The organism is Acidiferrobacter sp. SPIII_3 (assembly GCF_003184265.1).
GTDB lineage: Bacteria > Pseudomonadota > Gammaproteobacteria > Acidiferrobacterales > Acidiferrobacteraceae > Acidiferrobacter.
In genome coordinates, this window is the sequence record NZ_CP027663.1 from 3243260 (window position 1) to 3263939 (window position 20680).

The window sequence follows — 20680 nt, forward strand, 5'->3', positions numbered from 1 at the left end:
CTTATCGTCCGGCGGGTACCGCCCGGCCCCAGGCGATAGCTGATCGGCGGGCTAGGTCTTGTGCATCAGACCATGCTTATTCCCAATATCTTGTTGTTGATGTTGATCAAGGCCGCTCGCTTGCAGTAGACTCCTGACCTCGTATTCGCTTTCCCCAAGGAGACCTGGCCCCATGGATTACGCGCAATCGTCACAGGCTTCCCCAGGCGCGGCGGTCGTCGAAAACGGCCTACGCGTCATTCGCCGCAACGGGCATGCCACGCGATTTGACCCCTCCAAGATCGCGATCGCCATCACCAAGGCCTTTTTGGCGACCGAGGGCAACTCAGGGGCGGCCTCGACGCGCGTGCGCGAGATCGTGGCGGGACTCACAGACCAAGTCATCGCGGCGCTGACCCGTCGGCTCCCCGGCGGCGGCACCGTCCATATCGAGGACATCCAGGATCAGGTCGAGCTTGCGCTCATGCGCAACGGCCACCACGAGACCGCCCGGCGCTACGTCCTCTACCGCGAACAGCGCGCCCAGGCGCGCGCCAGCGCCCAAGCCGCGGCCCAGGAACCCGAGATTCATGTCCGCACCGCCGATGGACGCAGCGTGCCGCTCGACCGGGCCCGACTCAAGGCCGTAATCGATGAGGCCTGCAGCGGCCTGCGTGAGGTCTCGGCCGACGGCGTGCTCCAGGCCCTGCTCCGCAACCTGTTCGACGGGGTCGACGAACGCGACGTCATGCAGTCGGCGATCCTGAGCGCCCGCGCGCTGGTGGAGACGGAACCGAACTACACCTATGTGAGCGCGCGCCTGCTGCTTGATGTATTGCGACGCGAGGTGCTCGGCCGGTCGGTGACCCATGGCGAGATGCGCGGTGAATATGCGGAATACTTTCAGGCCTTCATCCGCGAAGGGGTGGAGGCGGAGCTCATCGACCCACGGCTGACCGAATTCGACGGCGCGCGCCTCGGACAGGCACTGAAGGCCGACCGCGACCTGAATTTCACCTATCTCGGCCTCCAGACGCTGTATGACCGCTACTTCCTACACCGCGAAGAGCGGCGCATCGAACTACCCCAGGCGTTTTGGATGCGCGTAGCCATGGGGCTTGCCTTGAACGAGGTGGACCGGGAGACACGCGCCATTGAATTCTATGAGGCGCTGTCGACCTTCGACTTCGTGTCGTCGACCCCGACCCTGTTCAATGCCGGCACGCTGCGTTCGCAGCTGTCATCGTGCTACTTGACGACGGTCTCGGACGACCTGGATGGCATCTACAGCGCCATCAAGGACAACGCGCTGCTATCGAAATACGCGGGCGGCCTTGGCAACGACTGGTCGCGCGTGCGCGCCCTGGGGGCGCGCATCAAGGGCACCAACGGCAAATCACAGGGGGTAATCCCGTTCCTCAAGGTCGCCAACGATACCGCCGTGGCGGTCAATCAGGGGGGGCGGCGCAAGGGTGCGGTCTGCGCCTATCTCGAGACCTGGCATCTGGACATCGAGGAATTCCTCGAGCTGCGCAAGAACACCGGCGATGACAGACGGCGCACCCACGACATGAACACCGCAAACTGGATACCGGACCTGTTCATGGAGCGGGTGCGCGCGGGCGCCGAATGGACGCTGTTTTCACCATCGGACACCGCGGACCTGCACGATGTCTACGGTGAGGCGTTCCGGGCGGCCTATGAACGCCACGAGGAGCAGGTGGCGCGCGGCGAACTGAAGCTCTTCAAGAAGGTCCGGGCGCTGGATCTGTGGCGCAAGATGCTGTCGATGCTGTTTGAGACCGGCCACCCGTGGCTTACCTTCAAAGACCCCTGCAATCTGCGCAGTCCTCAGCGCCACAGGGGCGTGGTCCACAGCTCCAATCTATGCTGCATGACCGCCGACCAGCGGGTGGTGACGGATCGCGGATTGCTGACCGTGGGCGAGCTTTATGCCCTGGGCGGCAAGAACCGGGTCGTCGGGCTTGACGGTGTCTACGACGCATCGGAGATGTTGCGGCCACGACCCAACGCCCCGATCGTCCGTATAGAAACCGCGGAAGGCTACCGCCACAAGGTCACACCGGACCACAAGGTGTGGGTGAAGGACCGCGGCTGGGTCGAGGCGCGGCACTTGAAGCCCGGGGACCGTCTGCTCGTTCAGCAACGCGAAGGGCTGTTCGGGCCCATGCATAACCCCGAGATCGCCTTCGTGATAGGGCTCATGACCGCGAGCAGCGCCTACGGGCGGCATCGCATGGTGACCGAACTCGAGGCGACACGCTTTGCCTATATCGGCAAGGCGCGCATGGCGGTGATCTCGCACGAGACCGGGGAGACCCATGAGTCCTGGCACGAGACCCACGACGAGCGCGATCATACCCACGTCGGCATCCCGGAGCTCATCTGGAAGGGCGACAAGGAGACGGTGACAGCCTACCTGCGCGGCCTCTATCAGGCCGGGAACGGGATGATCAAGAGCCTCACCCTCGCCTCCTACGACCAGCCGTTCATCGAAAGCCTGCAGATCGTGTGGGCCAATCTCGGCGTCGAGACGCATATCCAGCAGATCGACAAGGCCTACTGGCGGCATTCGCTCTTCCGTCTGATCATGAGCAGCAGCGAGGGCCATGCGATAGCCGCGTCCGTGCTGCAGGTGGGCGAGGAAGACTTCCCGTTGAACCACGGCGACAGCCCGCATGTGAGCGACAAGCAGCGCGGCTATGCGACATTCACCGGGCTCACGCCGCTCCCCAAAGAGGATGCCTACTGCCTCATGGTGGACTCGCCGACCCATGCGTGGACCGTCAACGGCCTGATCACCAAGAACACCGAGATCACGCTCAATACCTCCGATCAGGAGATCGCGGTCTGCAACCTGGGCTCCGTGAACCTCGCCGCCCACGTCGGCGATGAGGGCGGCATGGACATGGCGAAACTCGGGCGCACGGTGCGCACCGCGATGCGCATGCTCGACAACGTCATCGACGTCAACTATTACTCCGTGCCCCAGGCACGCGCCTCCAACCTGCGCCATCGGCCGGTCGGCCTCGGGCTCATGGGCTTCCAGGACGCGCTCTACAAGCTGCGCCTGCCATATGGCTCGGACGAGGCGATGACCTTCGCCGACCGATCCATGGAGGCGGTCAGCTTCTATGCGATCCTCGCCTCAAGCGAGCTTGCCAAGGAACGTGGCACCTATGCGAGCTATGAGGGGTCGCTCTGGAGCCAGGGGATCCTACCCATAGACAGCATTGCCTTCGTGGAGGAGGCACGCGGCGGGTCGCTGTCCATGGACCGGGGCGTCGCGCTTGATTGGACGCCGGTGCGCGAGACCATAGCGCAGCATGGGATGCGCAACTCGAACTGTCTGGCGATAGCACCGACCGCCACGATCTCGAATATCGCCGGGGTCGCGCAAAGCATAGAACCGACCTACCAGAACCTGTTCGTGAAGTCGAACCTGTCCGGCGAGTTCACGGTCCTGAACGAACACCTGGTTCGCGACCTGAAAGAGCGCGGCCTGTGGGACCCGGTGATGGTCAATGACCTCAAGTATTACAACGGGCGCGTGCGCGGCATAGACCGCCTGCCAGACGACCTCAAGGCCCTGTACGCCACCGCCTTCGAGATCGAACCGCGCTGGCTCATCGAGGCCGCATCGCGCCGCCAGAAGTGGATCGATCAGGCGCAGAGTCTGAACCTCTACATGGCGGAACCCTCGGGGCGGAAGCTGTCCGATATGTATATGTTGGCGTGGGAAAAGGGGCTGAAGACTACCTATTACCTACGCACCCTGGGCGCCACCTCGGTGGAGAAGTCGACGCTAAACGATGGGGCCCTGAACGCGGTACGCGGTGCGGTGCCCGAGGCCCCCAAGGCCTGCGCCATCAATGACCCGCAGTGCGAGGCATGCCAATAAATCAGGAGGGAAACATGCTGGATTTTGACGGCACACCGGCCACGGCCAACTCCCCTCAAGGGGGCGTCACCGGACTTGAGGACCTGAAGATCGGGTCGGGACGGGTCCAGGTCGACGACAAGCGCATCATCAACTGCCAGGCCGATGTCAATCAGCTCGTGCCCTTCAAGTATCAGTGGGCATGGCAGAAGTACCTGGATGCCTGCGCGAACCACTGGATGCCGCAAGAGGTGAACATGTCGCGCGACATCGCGACCTGGAAGGACCCCAGCGGGCTCACCGCCGACGAGCGCACCATCATAAAGCGCAATCTCGGCTTCTTTGTGACCGCCGACTCGCTCGTGGCCAACAACCTCGTCGCTCGTGGCCAACAACCTCGTGCTCGCGATCTACCGCCACATCACCAATCCGGAATGCCGGCAGTACCTGCTTCGGCAGGCCTTCGAGGAGGCGCTGCACACACACGCCTATCAGCACATCGTGGAAAGCCTCGGCCTCGACCAGGGCGAGATCTTCAACATGTACCGCGAGGTTTCGTGCATATCGGACAAGGATGTGTTCGAGCTACAGTTCACTCGCGAGCTCATGAACCCCAATTTCTCCACGGGCACCGAAGAGAATGACCGGCGATTTCTGCGCAACCTGATCGGCTACTACGTGATCATGGAAGGCATCTTCTTCTATGTCGGCTTCGTGCAGATGCTGTCGTTCGGCCGGCGCAACAAGATGATGGGCGCGAGCGAACAGTTCCAGTACATATTGCGCGATGAATCCATGCACTTGAACTTCGGCATCGATCTCATCAATCAGATCAAGATCGAGAACCCGGCGCTGTGGACCGAGGCCTTCCAGAACGAGGTGATCGACCTCATAAAGCAGGCGGTGGCGCTCGAGTACCGCTATGCCGTCGACACCATGCCGCGCGGGGTCCTCGGACTCAATGCCGCGATGTTCGATGATTACCTCAAGTTCATCGGTGATCGACCTCATAAAGCAGGCGGTGGCGCTCGAGTACCGCTATGCCGTCGACACCATGCCGCGCGGGGTCCTCGGACTCAATGCCGCGATGTTCGATGATTACCTCAAGTTCATCGCCAATCGGCGTTGCCAGCAGATTGGTCTGCCCCTCCAGTATGCGGGCGCGACCAACCCGTTCCCATGGATGAGCGAGGTCCTCGATCTGAAGAAGGAGAAGAACTTCTTCGAGACGCGCGTGACGGAATATCAGACCGGTGGGGCGCTGTCCTGGGATTAGAAGGGTCATCGTCCCGTTCCCATGGATGAGCGAGGTCCTCGATCTGAAGAAGGAGAAGAACTTCTTCGAGACGCGCGTGACGGAATATCAGACCGGTGGGGCGCTGTCCTGGGATTAGAAGGGTCATCGTCAACTGTAGTAGCACATCCTTACGTAGTGTGAGCGCTTGGATAGATCGGGCTTCAGCCGGGAAGGCGGCCCGATCTTCATCAAAACTCCATTCTTGTGCGGCCACGCGTCTCGGCCGATGATCTTCCATGAGACTGATGACTCGTGCCCGCGCCCAGGCGCGGACTGCTGCGCCCACTTCCATAGCAGGGGCCATCGGAAGCTCTCCCGGTTTACTGAAGTTGTAATGTGTAATGTACGGAAGGGGCGCGCCGGCTTCCCTACCCTCCGCTACTGGACCCGTGCGCCAGTCGTGCTAAACACACGTGTCCCTTCGCGTCGGCGCGCCATATGGGCCGCACGTCGAGCGCCAACGATGCCCTGGCCTCGGCGGTGACGACCCGATCCAACGCGCTTTGGAGGTGCGTTATGCTTATCTCAGTCAGATGATATGTCGTCAGAGCGCGGCCACCGGATTTCCGAAAAATGGCTCAAGCGCCAATGGAAATCTCTGCGATATCGCTAGCAACTAATGACTAGGCTTCCTGAACGCCAATGGACCAGGGGTTTATGACCTGAATCCCGCACTCCTCAAAATCCCGCACATTGCGGGTAACGAGTCGAGCATCGGCGGACGCGACAATCGCTGCGATCTGGGCGTCTGCTTGCGTGATCGGGCGGCCCTGGGCCTTGCGTTTTGCGGCGATCTCGGCGTAAAAGCGGGCCGCGGCGCTATCAAAGGCCAGGATGCGCGAGAAAAAATCCTCTTCAAAAAGCCCGGCGAGCGCGTGCTCCAACTGCCGCCGACGCGGGCCCGCCGCGAGTAAATGGGCACCATAAAGCATCTCTGCCTCGGTAATGGCGGTGGTGTAGAGACCGGACAGGGGCTGGGCCGCGACCCATTCGACGACCATGGAGTCGGGGGTGATACGCAAAAGTTCCGACAGCACGTTCGTATCAAGGACGAGCACCCGGCCTAGTCCTCGAAGTCCGGAGACCTTGGGGGGTCTTCGCGCTCAACCTGCGGCAATGCGATGTCACCAAGCGGGGCGAAGCGTGCGCGAATCCTCTCCACCAGATTCTGGCCTGGGCCCGACTCCCTGCGCAGCGCCGCCCGCAAGATGGAGCGCGCCTCCTCTTCCATGGAGTGCCCCCGACACGCCGCCCGCACACGCAGTCGTGCCTTGATATCCTCATCGAGGTTGCGAATCGTGATGCTGGCCATTATTCCTCCTCGCCAAGCCTTCTCACATAATAGTCACTGCATGCGTTGATAGCAACGCAAGCGCAGGCCGGTTTTAGCCCGGTACGGGACGAAACGGAGAGAAGTCGCGGCCACGCCAACAGGCGGGCTCCCCACATCGCGCGACATCGCGACCTGGAAGGACCCCAGCGGGCTCACCGCCGACGAGCGCACCATCATAAAGCGCAATCTCGGCTTCTTTGTGACCGCCGACTCGCTCGTGGCCAACAACCTCGTCGCTCGTGGCCAACAACCTCGTGCTCGCGATCTACCGCCACATCACCAATCCGGAATGCCGGCAGTACCTGCTTCGGCAGGCCTTCGAGGAGGCGCTGCACACACACGCCTATCAGCGCATCGTGGAAAGCCTCGGCCTCGACCAGGGCGAGATCTTCAACATGTACCGCGAGGCGGCTGCATATCTGATAAGGAAACGAAGTGATCGACCTCATAAAGCAGGCGGTGGCGCTCGAGTACCGCTATGCCGTCGACACCATGCCGCGCGGGGTCCTCGGACTCAATGCCGCGATGTTCGATGATTACCTCAAGTTCATCGCCAATCGGCGTTGCCAGCAGATTGGTCTGCCCCTCCAGTATGCGGGCGCGACCAACCCGTTCCCATGGATGAGCGAGGTCCTCGATCTGAAGAAGGAGAAGAACTTCTTCGAGACGCGCGTGACGGAATATCAGACCGGTGGGGCGCTGTCCTGGGATTAGAAGGGTCATCGTCGATTCTCATTAGTCACGAGACTAATCTCATTAGTGGCAAGACTCGTCTCATTAGTCGCGAGACTCGGATACCAGGAGTGAGGTGGCGGCCCTTGGAGCCTTCTCGGCGAGCACGTGCTTATATCCTCAGGATGGGCACGAGGCTACGTCTATCCTCCAGTCATCACGCTAGGCCACCGAGAAACAAGACGCACGGAAATTGCCGGGCATGCGCCGCTGTCGGAATTCGGCACGGCGCGCGGCCCCCGCCGAGTCGTGGGCGCCCGACCCGACGAAAAAGCGTCTGAGACCGTTGGCTGAGAAATCGTCGGACCCACGCAGTTTGAGATCCGGGCGTAAGAGAACCCTAGGCGTGGATGGTGCCACGCAAGCCCCTCCAGTGGTGGAAGCTGGGGTCTTAGCGCCGTACTCGGTGCCTTGCGGCATTATCTACAGACCCCACCCGTCCCGCAAGCCAGGCGGGGCGACGGTTGGCGGGGGCGCTGATTTGGGAAATACGTGAAATCACGCTCGCTGCGCGCCACGGAGCGAAGCGGGGGCGCGTAGGCCGCGGGACCAGCCATTCGGCCGGCAATGGGCGCAGGTCCGGGCGGGGTGGCCGCAAGCCACTTGCAAGGACACGGGCCATGCGGCCCGCAATGTCGACACGCCGTCCAGTTATTGTGGGCGAGCCTCTTGTGCGCCCGAAAAGCGCACGGCTCGCCCGCAGGACGGCTGCGGCGCGACATCTCGTAGCGGAGCGGAGAGATCATGAGTATTGCGCTGAGATCGAAGGCGCGACATTGTGGGCCGCATGGCCCAGGGCGACTGGGACGTCCCGTCGCGCATACTGAAGGCCGGCGCACGGTTGTTTAGTGAGACGGATTGGGGAAAGTCTCGCGATTAGTGAGATTTGGTTTCACGGCCAGTGAGACGTTTTTGGCTAAGCCGCTGATTTATAATAACCTGCAGTCTCGCCACCAATGAGACGGGACGGTCATCGTCAACTCTCGTGAGTCGTTGCGCTGGGCCATCCGGAAACGGGGGCCCGGGAATCGCGAGGCATGCGCCGCTGTGCGCAGGTGTGGTAATGCACATCCTTACGTTGCGCGAGCGCTTCGATAGATCGGGCTTCAGCCGGGAAGGCGGCCCGATCTTCATCAAAACTCCGTTCTTGTGCGGCCACGCGTCTCGGCCACTGATCTTCCATGAGACTGATGGCCCGCGCCCAGGCGTGGATGGCTGCGCCATCTGATGTTCGAGCCGGTTTCCGACACGCACGACGTTACCAGTTAGGAGCAGAAGCCCCCAACTGGTAATACGGCTCACGCGGTTCGCTTATTTATGATGCGCGGCGTAATATTTTGCCGCTTCCTCATGATGATGAGCAGCGTGAGTGCCGTGCGCGTGCGCTAGGTGCGCATGATGCGCCGCCTTTTCGTGCTGTCCGGCGTCATGATGTTTTGCGGCCTCTGTATGATGTTTTGCAGCTTCGGTATGGTGTTTCGCGGCATTCTTATGGTGCTCAGCGCCTTCATGCATTATGTTGACTCCTTGATGTGTGGATTTTCGAACTTTCCATAGACGTAACCGTAGCGCTCCCGCATACCGGGTATATGATATCTGTCGAGTCGGCGTGAACTCGACCATGGATGACCATGGGCAATATCTGCTCGTGTCCCTCGAATATGGGGGCGCATCCGTTACGTAGTACTCAGTCAGCGAAACACCAGGAAAGTTCGCTCTTACCGACTTTTTAAATTTCTTCCCTTCCTAGGCATATTTCGACAAAATATAAACGGGGATCGACCGATATGTAATAGGACAGCAAACGGGTTTGCGCGGATGGGAGGTGACCATTCTTGAAGTCTCGAAAGAGCAGGAAGCCGTGCCTTACGATCTTTCTCTGGTCGGACCTACGCGGCACCCGAGGGAGGCGTGATGGTCACGGCGTGACCGCTACCCCGCGTTGCGGCGGCGTGCTCCACGATATCCAAAAACGGTTTGACGATGTCGATGGGCATGGGGAATATGACGGTGGAATTGTTTTCTCTGGCAATTTCACTCAGGGTTTGAAGGTAGCGCAGCTGCATGCCGCCCGCGGCAGAGGCCAGGATGGTGGCGGCGTTTGTGAGAGTCTGAGCCGCTTGAAATTCGGCGTCGGCATGAATGATCTTGGCGCGGCGATCTCGCTCGGCTTCAGCCTGTCTGGCAATGGCTCGGATCATGTCATCCGTCAAAAGGATATCGCGCACCTCCACGTTGATGACTTCGATACCCCAGGCAGCGACCTGGTTTTCCAGTATATCCTGGATGTCGGTATTGAGCTTGTCGCGCTCAGCCAGCATCTGGTCGAGCTCGTGTTTGCCGATGACAGAGCGCAAGGTGGTTTGGGCAAGCTTGCTCGTCGCCGAGAAGTAGTCTTGGACATGAATGAAGGCCTTGGCGGCGTCAATGACACGGAAGTACAAGACCGCATCGACCTTTATGGAGACGTTGTCCCGGGAGATCGCCTCTTGGACCGGCACGTCGTGGACTTGGGTACGGAGATCCACGCGCACTTTGCGCTGGATGAGCGGGATGACGATGACGAGGCCAGGACCTTTGACCTGCGAGAAGCGTCCGAGGGTAAAGACAACCGCGCGCTGGTATTCATAGATGATGTTGAGCGACCAAAAGATCAGAAAGGCAGCCAGGAAGACCAGGATAAGAACCGGTTCAAAGATCATGGGGGGCTCCTTGGGCGGCGGCCAAGATCCACGGCGGGAGGGGCATGGCCAGCCAGGATGGGCTATTGGCCATTTACGGCCGCATAATCTCTATAGGATAGACCGGCGCGGAGACTATAGCGATCATGGGGCTTCGGAGCGTCGGCGCGGGACCCAGGCTCCGGGCCTGGCGAAACGGGGATAGGTCGTGCCCACGCCAGCAGGCAAGCCACGCCGCGATCGCCCAGGGGTCGCCCTAGACCTCGCTTTGCGAACAGACATACAAGGCGCGGGCCCGCGATCATGCGAGCGGCCGTTGCCTCAGGTCTTGGTGAGACTCGGGCGCCACCGGCCGGACGCAATACCGTCTCGGGCGGCACGCCATTGCGGTCCCAGACCTCAACGGATGATGCGAATGTCGATACCCAGGGAGAGTTGCCCCCAAGCCCTGTCCGCGGTCCAGACAGGCACCCCCTTCACGGCCGCGAGCGCAAGGCACGCCCGGTCGGCCAGCGACAACCCCTGGGAGCGGGTTTTCGCCCAAAGCGTCGCGGCGACGTCGGCCTGCTCTTCCGTAAATGGCACGATCACCGTACCCATGTCAGCGAAGTCCGCGGCCATGCCCGCGACATTCACGCTCCGACCCAGGGCCTTTTGCAACACCTCCGCCCAATTCACCGCCGAAACCGTGGCCTCGTCCAGGAGCGAGCGCACGATCTCGGCCCCTGACTCGTGGTTTAGGAACGCCAACAGTGCCGAGGCGTCAAGCACTCGGCTCATTTCCCCAAGACTTCTTTGGCGGCCTCGGCACGTCGCTCTCTTATGAGTTCGTCGACCAGATTCGCGTCTGGTGACACATGCGCGAAGCGCTCCTGAAGACGGCGCTCAATCGCCTCACGACGCTCCAACACGAGGCTCTCGCCTACCTGGCGCGCCACGAGTCGGTCGCCTGACTGGAGCTTTAGGGCGCGACGCAGCCGAGCCGGGATCACAAGACGCCCATGAGCGCCCACCTGAACATCGGCCCTGACATCATCTGCCATAACTTGTCCGCGCGTGACACGATTTTTTTATTATGTCACCTGATACAGCCTTTGCCAATCGCGGCGTGCGGTGATCGACGTCTAACACCCACGTCTCTGATCGACCTTCATTGACATCCCCCCAGCCTGAAGGCCGGAGATTCCTACGGCGCTCAATGCACACGGCACGGGATCGCTTCGGCGGGTTCCTGCTTCCTCGGGGCCACCCTACCCGCACCGAGATACAGATAGGGGCTGACATCCCCTCGACAGGCCATGACGGCATGCCCTGCCGCCAGTGTAGCGTGCGCTCACCATTCCCCAAGATCTTACCCCAAGCCTTTCCTGTGCGCCGGACCACTTCTCAACATGGTGCCACCTCCTCCCGGTTGGCCATGAGCGCCATGCATGCGCAAACGCGCCCAGCCTTTTCATCCGGGCCTAGAGTCGTCTCATCTGCTACAGGCCCAAAGGGGACGTGAATCGGACCGGGGTGCGGCGGAATAAAGCGGCATTTCCGGGAGACGATGGGGCCGGGCGAGGCGCGCCGGCCGGCGTCCAAGTCCCAGGCATCACGCCGCGCGCACCCGCTCGCGCAGGTGATCGGCCGTGGGCGGGACGGCATCGATCGACCGTGCGAGATACTCAGACACGCTCCTCATGCCCAAGAGATCGCCTAGCACCTGCCGCCAGGGCTGTGCCCAGACGTCCAGATAATCGCGCTCACCCTCCTCGCTCGCCATATAGGCGAGGCTTTCCGTCCCGGGCGTGAAGAGGCATTCGATGCCGGGTTTGGTATTGCCGCGGGCGTCGCAACGGTACCAGCCGGATCGGGGGAGCCAGACTGCGGCCAGACCATGCGTCGCGTGACGATCGGGGTTGGCGTCATCGAACCGCAGGCGCTGGTAGCAAAAACCCGAGGGAAGACCGCAGGCCCGCCACAGCGCGACCAAAAGATGGCTTTTCCCAAAACACAGGGCACTGCCGGTATCCAGGACCGCGGAGGCCGATACCGGCAGCTCCTCGCGCGCGGCATCCACGCTATGCAGAATCTCGTCCCGCACGAAGGTGAAGCAGCGTTCAGCGGTCGCTACGGGATCGTCGCGGGTAAGTTGCTCGGCGACCCAGCGGACCCGCGGGTTATCCCCGTCGACCACGGCATCCATTCGCAGAAAGGCCTTATGCGGCTCATGATATTTCATGGTGCATTTCTCACCGGTAGCGGCGTTGACGGGCAAACGGGCTTGGGTCGCGGCGCCGCCAATATTCGGCCTGTCATTGTAACAATATCTTCTTCAACGGGAAGACCGACGCGCTTAGGCGCGATTGCGAGCACGGAGTGAATGGGTTCGATAGCCGCCGCCGGGCGTGCGGACCCAAACGGGATTCGCGCGCCTCTTGGCTGCCGAGGGGACGCCGACGAACCGGACCCGGGACCTTAGGCGAAGAGGGCCACGCGAGCGGGGGTGCCCGGCAGGCCGGGGCGCGAATGGCGACGACGTCTGTGGACGACGCCAGGCCTGCCAATCAAGCCGACGAACAGGGAGGGCCTATGGACACCACGAAATCGATCGACCTCAAGGGTCTGTGCTGCGCACAACCCATCGTCGCGCTCGCCAGGGAACTCGCGGGCATGGCGCCCGGGGAGGTGTTGCTGGTGTCGGCCGATAAGGACTCTCTGCGCCGGGACATCCCGGCATTTTGCCGACAGACAGGCCATGCCCTGCTCGAAAGCCACGAATGCGACGGGGAACTGCACTTCTGGATTCGCCGCGCGTAACCGCTGGGCGGTTGCCCGGGGGCGTGTGTCCGGCAGCGGGCGCGCCTTGTGGGCGGTTTTTTGATATATCGCAAGATGCCCCCGGAGCCAGCCGGTTTACCCTCGTTGCGGAGTCACTCCCCTACCGACCGGGGCACCGTGCGCCGGCCATGGCCGAACGTCCCGAGTCGGGGCCCATCCGCCAACAGTCCATTGATAACCAATCGGGAGCCGTCGACCACCATGAGCACCCCGTCGCCCTCCAGGCACGAACCGCAACGAGAAGCCGAGCCCTACACCATCCTGAGGGCCCCGGTCACACTTGATCCGAGCGCCCCGCGGCGCTACCCCTGGGCCTGGCAGAAGTATCTCGACGCCTGCGCCAATCATTGGATGCCGCAAGAGATCAGCATGGAGCGGGATATCGCACTCTGGAAGAGGCCCCATGGTCTGTCCGAGGACGAGCGGCGCATCGTCAAGCGCAATCTCGGATTCTTTACGACTGCGGACTCGCTCGCGGCCAACAATATCGTCCTTGGAACCTACCGCCAGATCCGCGCGCCGGAATGCCGGCAATATCTGATCCGGCAGGCCTTCGAGGAGGCGATCCACACGCACTCATATCAATATATCGTCGAGTCCTTGGGCCTCGACGAGGGTGAGGTCTTCAACGCCTATCGCGAGATCCCGTCGATCCGCGACAAGGATGCGTTCCTGCTCCCTCACATCGAGGTCCTGGCGGCACCCCGCTTCCAGACCGGAACGCGCGAGACCGACGCCGCGCTGTTGCGCTCGCTCATCGTCTTCGCGGCCATGATGGAAGGGTTGTTCTTTTATGTCGGGTTCGCGCAGATCCTGGCGCTGGGACGCCAGAACAAGATGGTCGGTGCCGCCGAGCAATACCAGTACATCCTGCGTGACGAATCCATGCACTGTAACTTCGGCATCGATCTCGCCAACCAGATCAAGATCGAGAACCCCGAACTGTGGAGTCCCGACTTTCAGGCCGAGATCCTGGGGCTGATGCGTACCGCCGTGGATCTCGAATGCGCCTATGCCACCGATACCATGCCACGCGGGGTGCTGGGGCTCAATGCCAACCAGATGCATCAATACGTCACCTATATCGCCAATCGCCGCTGCGCCCAGCTGGACCTGCCGGAGATCCATCCCGGGACACCCAACCCTTTTCCGTGGATGAGCGAGATGCTGGACCTGAAGAAGGAGAAGAACTTCTTCGAGACGCGCGTGACGGAATACCGGACCGGCGGGGGGCTGACCTGGGACTGATAGGGGGCGGCGTGACCCGCCATGGCAAGATGTGCGCGGTGAGGCCCCAAGCCCGTAGCGCGCGCATCTTGCCACTCAGTACCCGCCGCCCCCCATTTGTGAGGCCCTGAAGGCGAGGCCGACTGCGACTGCCACGGGGATCGAAGCGGCAATGGCCGGCGCCAGCACCACCCAAGGTCCCTTGAACGGGTAGCGGCGGATAGCGAGACTCGTGGCGAGCCCGATGGTGAGGGACGCCACGAGCGCCATGATGATCCCAGCCCCCGCCCCCGCATAAAAGCGCAGATCCAGCACGAGGGCGCCCAGCACAAATGCGGTGGTGGCACGCCCGGCATCGGATAGGTCTGGGGTCCCGCCCGGGCCCGCCTGGATTACGATGGCCACAAGGGCCACGGCCAGCACAGCCGCGAGTTCGCCCAGCAGAATACTCCCGGAGAGCGGCGCCACGACCGCAAGACCGGCCGATGCGACGAGAGACACGCTGGCGAGTGGCCGGCGAGCGACATCGCGCAAGCCCGATATGAGCCACAGCGTGGACCACACCGCGGTTGCGGCTGCCCAAAGCGGCACGGCCATGAATGGAGGGTCGCGCCCGAGAATAGGCCAGAGCAGGACCGCCGTGGCGCTGGCGGCCGCCAGGATCGGCAGGGCAACCGTCATGAACCCGGCGCCGATCCGGCTTGCAAGGGATGTGGCGACCGCCAGCGCCACGACAAACCACGGCACCCAGGACAACACCGTCGCTGGTGGAAAGGTGAAGTCGTGGTAGACCGCGAAATAGCCGGCAAGGAAGGCCGCCGGGGCGGGAAGCGCGGCGAGACCGCGCCCCAGCCGGGGGGCGCCGGCGGCCAAAAACCGGGAGGACATGACGGTAAGCCCGGCCACCGTCCCCGGCACGAGAACGACGTGCAGCAGCTGGGATTTCACGAACGATGAATGGAACAGCGCCCACATGATGATGTCCCCCCGGTGCGCCGGATAGGCCGGCAGGCCATATACCCTTTACCGCGCCGTGCGCACGCCCTCGATATTGACGTGCAGATGCACACGGTTGGCGATCATGCCGGCATAGGCCGCCATGCCAAACGCGCTACGGCGAATGGTGGTCGTGGCCTCGTAGCCGGACAGATAACCGCCCCACGGCTTGGGGAGGGCCGCAACCTCGCCAGCACCAACCTCGCGGACGTGAAATACGACCGGCCGGGTGACACCGTGCAGGGTGAGGCGCCCGTAGAGAAGGCCCGTCTTCGCCCCCTGGGGCTTGAAGCGCGTACTGCGAAAGCTGATGGTCGGAAACTCCCGGACATTGAAGAAATCCGGACCGCGCAGGTCATGGTCGCGCATCGGGAAATCGGTATCGATGCTGGACGCCGCGATGCGAATCGCCACCGCGTCGCGCGAGGGCGCGGCGCTATCGAAGGTATAGGTGCCGGACATCTTGTCGAAACGTCCCACGACCACGGCAACGCCGGCATGGCCGATGGTGAACCACGCCAGGGAATGATCCGGGTCTATCCGGTAGGTCCCGTTGGGGCTGCCGGTCAGGCGGTGATAGCGCGCCGCATGCGCGAGCGGCACGAACCCACCGGAGATGAGACCCGAGACAAGGGCGGCGCGGCACAGAGTGGATAAACGCAATGAGGACATGACCGTTCTCCTTTAGTTGAGGTGCGAATCCGCCGGGCCCGGATTCCGGCCCTTGCCGACCGTCCGGCGGGTATCGCCACAAGCCCTATCGCTTCTTATGCAGATAGTCTGTATACAAACTACTATTACGGAGGGGTATTGTCAATATCCAAACTATAGTCTCTCACGGTTCGCGAAATCGCTCGCGCAGGCGGCGCAAATCCCGGCGCGTCCGATCGAGATCATCGGGGCTCATGTCGAGAAAGACGCGTTTTAGGTGCTGTATGTGCATCGGGAAGACGCGCGCGAACAGGGCCTCGCCCGCGCCTGTCAAGACCGCGTGAAAGCTGCGGCGATCCCCGCTCGGGACCTTCCGAAACACCAGCCCCTTGGCCTCGAGGCGATCGATGATCCCGGTTAAAGTACCCTTGGTGATCAAGGTCTTGCGGGCCACCTCGCTCAACGCAAGACCCTCGGTGCGACCGAGTGTGGCGATGACATCGAACTGCGCCGGGGTGAGGCCCAATTCGCGGACATGCGCCGCCGAGTAACTGGAAAAGGCATGGTAGGCCTCCGCGAGCTCGCGCAAGACGCCGAGAAAGGGTTCGCGCGCCGCGAGCTCGGTCATGCCCACGAACGACGTCGATGCAGGCGCCTCCTGTGAATCCCTTTTTGGCATGGCCAACCCTCGATAGTTTTTGTGACGATAGTCTGGCTACGGATTATCGCACGAAAGGTCGATCACGTCAGGCGGTGCAAGACCAGGCGCGCGGAGGACTTTGGGGGGATACCAGAGGGCCGCTGTTCTCGTACGCTGAAGCCCGCGACCCCCTGCCGGTAACCCCCCCGGTGGGCAACAGGGTCGCGTTGGTCATTAGCGTTCCGTGGGGACTCAACAAGGAGAAGGGCCATGTCTCGATTGCGTATCCGATTGCTCACCAAGCGTACGCTGCTCGGCGTCGTGCTCGCCGGCGCCTTACCGGCCGCCGCCTTCGCGCAGGCCGGAGGGGCGCAGTCCTCATCACAAACCGGGGCGGCAAGCGGTCATCCCATGATGGGGCACCCGGGCATGATGGGACACCACGGCATGGGCGCGCCCAAGACCACCGGCGCAAGCCCCATGACCGGCAGCACCGGCAAAGCAGGCGGGAGTCCGTGGGTAAAATCCATACAAGCGGCGTTGAATCGCAAGGAACACGCCCATCTCGCAGTCGACGGCAAGATGGGCCCGGAGACCCGAACCGCTTTGGAGAAATTCCAGAAGGCCCACGGCATCAAGCCGACCGGCCGCCCCAACAAGGCGACCCAGAAGGACCTGGGACTGTAGATCGGCCCCCAAGGGGCACGGCGGCTGCCCGATGCGCGGACAGATGCGTTCGAGGGCCTTTGGTGCGTCCCGCGTTTCTCGTAGCATCCCATCTTAAGGAGAACAGTCCATGCCTCCCTATTTCATCGTATCATTCGCGACACGCGCGCTGCTCGGCATAGCGATCGCCGGGACCCTGCCGGCGGTTGCCTTCGCCCACACGAACGGCCCGCGCCCGGCATCCCCGTCGGAGGCCATGAACGGCCCCATGCACGAGCATCCCGCTGCCGGGAAGGGGCCCATGACCGGCGCCGCCGAGCCCGGCGGGAGTCCTTGGGTCAAGGCCATCCAGGCGTCCTTGAATCGCGCGGAGCACGCCCACCTGGCGGTCGACGGCAAGATGGATACGGCGACCCACGCCGCCCTGAAGAGGTTTCAGAAGACACATGGCCTGAAGGTGACCGGCCGCCCTGACAAGGCCACGCGGCGCGCGCTGGGTCTGTAGGCCCGCCGCAAAGACCGGCCGGCTTGCGCGCGCCCTTCGCGGCTTTTCAGCGGCCCGCCCCGGTGGCGCGCCCCGCACCCAGGGCGGGCGCGGGCCTTTGGCCGACCCGTGCGCGGCGCGGACACCGCTACTCGGGGCGCGGCAACGCGCCTTGCCCGTCCCCACCCGTAGCGCCATGGTCCGCATCGTCGCCGCGATGGTCCTTGCCGAGCAGCATGTACATCGCCGGGACCACGAACAGCGAGAACAATGACCCGAGACTAAGTCCCGTAAAGATCACGAGACCGAGGGCAAAGCGCGCCGCCGCGCCGGGACCGGTCGCGAGCAGCAAGGGGATCACGCCCACGACCATGGCCGCGGTGGTCATGAGGATGGGCCGGAGACGGATGGACGAGGCCTTCTCGACGGCCTCGCGCTTACTCAAGCCCTCGTGGCGCTGCGCCTCATTGGCGAACTGCACGATCAGGATACCCTGCTTTGTGATCAACCCGATCAGGGTGATGAGACCCACCTCCGTGTAGATATTGATCGTGCCGAGCCCGAGACTCAAAAAGATCAGCGCGCCACTGATCGACATGGGGACCGTAACCATGACGATGAGCGGATCACGGAAGCTCTCGAACTGCGCGGCGAGCAACAGATAGATGAGCAGGATCGCCAGGAAAAAGGTCAGGAGCAGGCCGTTACGCGCGTGCATGAACTGCCGGGATTCGCTCGCGTAATTGATGGTGAATCCCTGCGGGAAGATCCTGTGCGCCTGGACACGCAGATAGGACAAGGCCTGCCCCATGGTCACGCCGGGCATCGGCACCGCCTGGATGGTGGCGGAATTCAGCTGGTCGAATTGCGGGAGATACTGGGGCTCGACCTTGGTGGTAAGCGATACCACCGTCGACAACGGGATCATGTGGCCGCCCGCCTGAAGATAGAAGTTCTTCAAAAGCCCGGCATCGGCGCGGAAGCGGTCGGAGACCTGTGGAATCACCTCGTAACTGCGGCCCTTCAGGTCGAAACGGTTGATGTAGTTGCCGCTCAAGAGCGGCTGCAGGTTGGCGGCGATGGTCTGCATGTTGAGACCCAGGGCCGCGGCCATGCTGCGCCGGATATGCATGACGATCTGCGGGTCATCATAGCGCAGATCCTTGGCGACATAGGCAAACAGCCCGCTGCGCTGGGCAATGCCGACCAGGCGGTCGGCAACCGCATCGATCTTCCGATAACCCGCGCTCCCCTGGATGACAAACTGCACGGGCGGACCGCCCGCCGACCCGGGAAGTGACGGCCTCTGGAACACCGCAAGCTGCAGGCCCGCTATGTGCGAGACCTTCTTCTGGATGATCGGCTGGAGCTTCATCGTGGTGATCGACCGCTTGCTCCAGGGCACAAGGTGCATGCCGGCCATCATCTGGTTGCTCCCAGCCCCGGTGGGCGAGAAACCGGTGATCATGAAGCTCTTGTCGTAGACCTTGAACTGCTCGAAGTCATGGATGATCTGCAGCCCATAGGTGCGTAGATAGCGAGTCGTGGCGGTCGGTGGCGCGATACCGGCGACAAAGATGATGCCCTGGTCCTCTTGGGGGGCGAGTTCCTGCTTGGTCGAGGTGAACAGGAAATAGACGCTCGCCAGCATGACCGCCGCGAAAAGCCAGATGGCCGGCAGGTAATCGAGGCTTGCGTGCAGCAGGCGGATGTAACGCGCCCGCAGGGCCTCGAAACGCTCATCCACCAGCCGCGCCCAGCCATGCGGGGGGTTCTGTTTCAGGACGCGCGCGCTCAACATCGGCGAGAGCGTCAGAGCGACGAGCATGGACACCAGCACCGCCGCCACCAGTGTAAAGGCAAACTCCGAGAAAAGGCTTCCGGTGAGCCCGCCCATGAAGCCTATGGGCGCGAATACCGCCACGAGCGTGGTCGACATGACGACGATCGGCGCCAGCAGTTCGCGCCCCGAGAGCAGCGCGGCATCGATCGGCCTTTTGCCCTCCTCGATGTGACGGTGGATATTCTCGACCACGACAATGGCATCGTCCACGACCAGTCCGATGGCAAGCACGATGGCGAGCAAGGTCAGCAGATTGATGGTGAAATGCATCATCCACATCAACAGGCCGCCGCCTATGATGGACAAGGGGATGGCGATCGCCGGAATCAAGGCCGCGCGCAGCGAACCCAGGAACAGGAGGATGACAAAGATCACCACCACCAGCGTGATGCCGATCGTGGTGAGAATCTCATGCAGGGACGCGGTTATATAAGTGCTCGCATCATAGGGGATGTTGGCACGCAGGGTCGGCGGGAACTGCGCCTTCAGGCGCCCGAGTTCGCGGCGCACGCCGCGGGCCACGGTCAAGGAATTGGCCGACGGCGTCGGTTGGATGCCGATATAGGCCGCCGTCGTGCCGTCGAAGAACGCCTGTGAGGTGTAGGTCTCGGCCCCGAGCGTGACACGCGCGACATCCTTAAGGCGCACCAGGGTCGGGCCGTTATGAGCCACGATGAGGTCCTTGAAGCCACGGACGGTCGATAGATTCGTGGTGGCGGTTATGACCTCCCCTATCGTGGCACTACGCGTGCGCCCGACCGCCGATATGTAATCATTGGCAGCGAGCGCCGCCGCCACCTGCGAGGGCTGGACGTGGAGCGCCGCCATCTTCGCCGGATTCAGCCACACACGCATGGCAAAGGTGTTCCCCGATCCGGTCCCGGCCGGCACGATCTGCGCCTGACTGACACCGGGCACCGAGACCAGGCTCGGCTGTACGACACGCAGCAGATAATCGGTGATCTGCTGCTGGTTCATGTGATGGCTGTAGAAGGCGATATACATGAGGTCGGTGGTATCGCCGACGGTCACGTTGATGACCGGAAGCTGACTGCCGGCCGGCAGCTTGTTCACCACCTGCTGGATCTTCGACTGAATATTGGCCACCGCCGCATTAGGGCTATAGTTCAGCTTCATGTAGGCGGTGATGGTCGACGCCCCTTCGGCACTGACAGAGGTCATGTAGTCGATGCCGGGGGCGGTGGCGATCACGCGCTCCAGGGGCGTGGTCAGGAAGCCCTGGACGGTCTGCGGGCTCGCGCCGGGGTAGATGGTGCGGATGACCACGGTGGTGTTGGTCATCTTCGGATACTCGCGGACCGTCATCCCCACATAGGCACGCACGCCGAGCAGGAAGATAACGAGGCTCAAGGCCGTGGCCAGGACCGGCCGCCTAATAAAGAAATCGGTAAAGGTCATACCACCGC

Annotated in this window: 16 protein-coding genes and 3 pseudogenes; 8 read left to right on the forward strand and 11 right to left on the reverse strand. The window is 62.6% G+C overall.

Annotated elements, in window-relative coordinates; all coding sequences use genetic code 11:
- The first annotated feature begins 172 nt into the window (after positions 1-172).
- The 3 genes and pseudogenes from C4901_RS16475 to C4901_RS18950 all read left to right on the forward strand — a co-directional run.
- Positions 173-3901: a ribonucleoside-diphosphate reductase subunit alpha gene (locus C4901_RS16475; RefSeq protein ID WP_110138334.1), complete on the forward strand. Its 3729-nt coding sequence runs from the start codon at positions 173-175 to the stop codon at positions 3899-3901.
- A 14-nt stretch (positions 3902-3915) separates the two neighbouring features.
- Positions 3916-4850 (forward strand): annotated as a pseudogene (locus C4901_RS16480) (ribonucleotide-diphosphate reductase subunit beta); the annotation flags it as partial.
- Between the two features lie 51 nt (positions 4851-4901).
- A pseudogene (locus tag C4901_RS18950) lies at positions 4902-5156 on the forward strand (ribonucleotide-diphosphate reductase subunit beta); the annotation flags it as partial.
- A 644-nt stretch (positions 5157-5800) separates the two neighbouring features.
- Here C4901_RS18950 and C4901_RS16490 read toward each other — a convergent pair.
- Positions 5801-6235, reverse strand: coding sequence for a type II toxin-antitoxin system VapC family toxin (locus tag C4901_RS16490; protein WP_110138335.1), 435 nt, complete (start codon positions 6233-6235; stop codon positions 5801-5803).
- A 5-nt stretch (positions 6236-6240) separates the two neighbouring features.
- Positions 6241-6489: a plasmid stabilization protein gene (locus C4901_RS16495; RefSeq protein ID WP_110138336.1), complete on the reverse strand. Its 249-nt coding sequence runs from the start codon at positions 6487-6489 to the stop codon at positions 6241-6243.
- Positions 6490-6631: 142 nt separating this feature from the next.
- On the opposite strand from C4901_RS16495, the pseudogene C4901_RS19005 reads away from it, so the two are divergent.
- A pseudogene (locus tag C4901_RS19005) lies at positions 6632-7224 on the forward strand (ribonucleotide-diphosphate reductase subunit beta); the annotation flags it as partial.
- 1329 nt (positions 7225-8553) lie between these two features.
- On the opposite strand, the gene C4901_RS16505 reads toward C4901_RS19005, so the two are convergent.
- From C4901_RS16505 to C4901_RS16525, 5 genes are all read right to left on the reverse strand, one after another.
- Positions 8554-8757: a hypothetical protein gene (locus C4901_RS16505; protein WP_110138337.1), complete on the reverse strand. Its 204-nt coding sequence runs from the start codon at positions 8755-8757 to the stop codon at positions 8554-8556.
- Positions 8758-9131: 374 nt separating this feature from the next.
- The gene (locus tag C4901_RS16510) at positions 9132-9944 is read right to left on the reverse strand and encodes a slipin family protein (RefSeq protein WP_110138338.1); all 813 of its coding nucleotides are present in this window, start codon (positions 9942-9944) and stop codon (positions 9132-9134) included.
- A 378-nt stretch (positions 9945-10322) separates the two neighbouring features.
- Positions 10323-10703 carry a PIN domain-containing protein gene (locus tag C4901_RS16515; RefSeq protein ID WP_110138339.1) on the reverse strand — a complete coding sequence of 127 codons (381 nt, stop codon included), beginning with the start codon at positions 10701-10703 and terminating at the stop codon, positions 10323-10325.
- Positions 10700-10966 (reverse strand): AbrB/MazE/SpoVT family DNA-binding domain-containing protein, encoded by a 267-nt coding sequence (locus tag C4901_RS16520; protein WP_110138340.1) that lies wholly within the window; start codon positions 10964-10966, stop codon positions 10700-10702. Before C4901_RS16520 ends, C4901_RS16515 begins: the two co-directional genes overlap by 4 nt.
- 551 nt (positions 10967-11517) lie before the next feature.
- A complete protein-coding gene (locus C4901_RS16525; RefSeq protein ID WP_110138341.1) occupies positions 11518-12147 on the reverse strand; it encodes a transglutaminase family protein in 630 nt (209 codons plus the stop codon).
- 350 nt (positions 12148-12497) lie between these two features.
- Here C4901_RS16525 and C4901_RS16530 point away from each other — a divergent pair, with 350 nt between their 5' ends.
- Together C4901_RS16530 and C4901_RS16535 are read left to right on the forward strand one after the other, a co-directional pair.
- Positions 12498-12725, forward strand: a complete 228-nt coding sequence (locus tag C4901_RS16530; RefSeq protein ID WP_110138342.1) for a sulfurtransferase TusA family protein — start codon at positions 12498-12500, stop codon at positions 12723-12725.
- A 222-nt stretch (positions 12726-12947) separates the two neighbouring features.
- Positions 12948-13994 carry a ribonucleotide-diphosphate reductase subunit beta gene (locus tag C4901_RS16535; RefSeq protein WP_255410686.1) on the forward strand — a complete coding sequence of 349 codons (1047 nt, stop codon included), beginning with the start codon at positions 12948-12950 and terminating at the stop codon, positions 13992-13994.
- Between the two features lie 75 nt (positions 13995-14069).
- Here C4901_RS16535 and C4901_RS16540 read toward each other — a convergent pair whose 3' ends face one another.
- The 3 genes from C4901_RS16540 to C4901_RS16550 form a co-directional block, all read right to left on the reverse strand.
- Entirely contained in the window at positions 14070-14948 is an 879-nt protein-coding gene (locus tag C4901_RS16540; protein WP_110138343.1) for a hypothetical protein, read from the reverse strand.
- 48 nt (positions 14949-14996) lie between these two features.
- Positions 14997-15641 carry a YceI family protein gene (locus C4901_RS16545; RefSeq protein ID WP_110138344.1) on the reverse strand — a complete coding sequence of 215 codons (645 nt, stop codon included), beginning with the start codon at positions 15639-15641 and terminating at the stop codon, positions 14997-14999.
- 163 nt (positions 15642-15804) lie between these two features.
- On the reverse strand, positions 15805-16299 hold the full coding sequence (locus C4901_RS16550) for a MarR family winged helix-turn-helix transcriptional regulator (protein WP_205736088.1): 495 nt from the start codon (positions 16297-16299) through the stop codon (positions 15805-15807).
- 231 nt (positions 16300-16530) lie between these two features.
- Between C4901_RS16550 and C4901_RS16555 the strand changes: the two genes are divergently transcribed.
- Together C4901_RS16555 and C4901_RS16560 are read left to right on the forward strand one after the other, a co-directional pair.
- Positions 16531-16947, forward strand: coding sequence for a peptidoglycan-binding protein (locus tag C4901_RS16555; protein ID WP_110138346.1), 417 nt, complete (start codon positions 16531-16533; stop codon positions 16945-16947).
- Between the two features lie 109 nt (positions 16948-17056).
- Complete coding sequence (locus C4901_RS16560) at positions 17057-17431, forward strand: peptidoglycan-binding protein (RefSeq protein WP_110138347.1); 375 nt, start codon at positions 17057-17059, stop codon at positions 17429-17431.
- A 127-nt stretch (positions 17432-17558) separates the two neighbouring features.
- On the opposite strand, the gene C4901_RS16565 is transcribed toward C4901_RS16560, so the two are convergent.
- A complete protein-coding gene (locus C4901_RS16565; RefSeq protein WP_110138348.1) occupies positions 17559-20672 on the reverse strand; it encodes an efflux RND transporter permease subunit in 3114 nt (1037 codons plus the stop codon).
- Between the last annotated feature and the right edge of the window lie 8 nt (positions 20673-20680).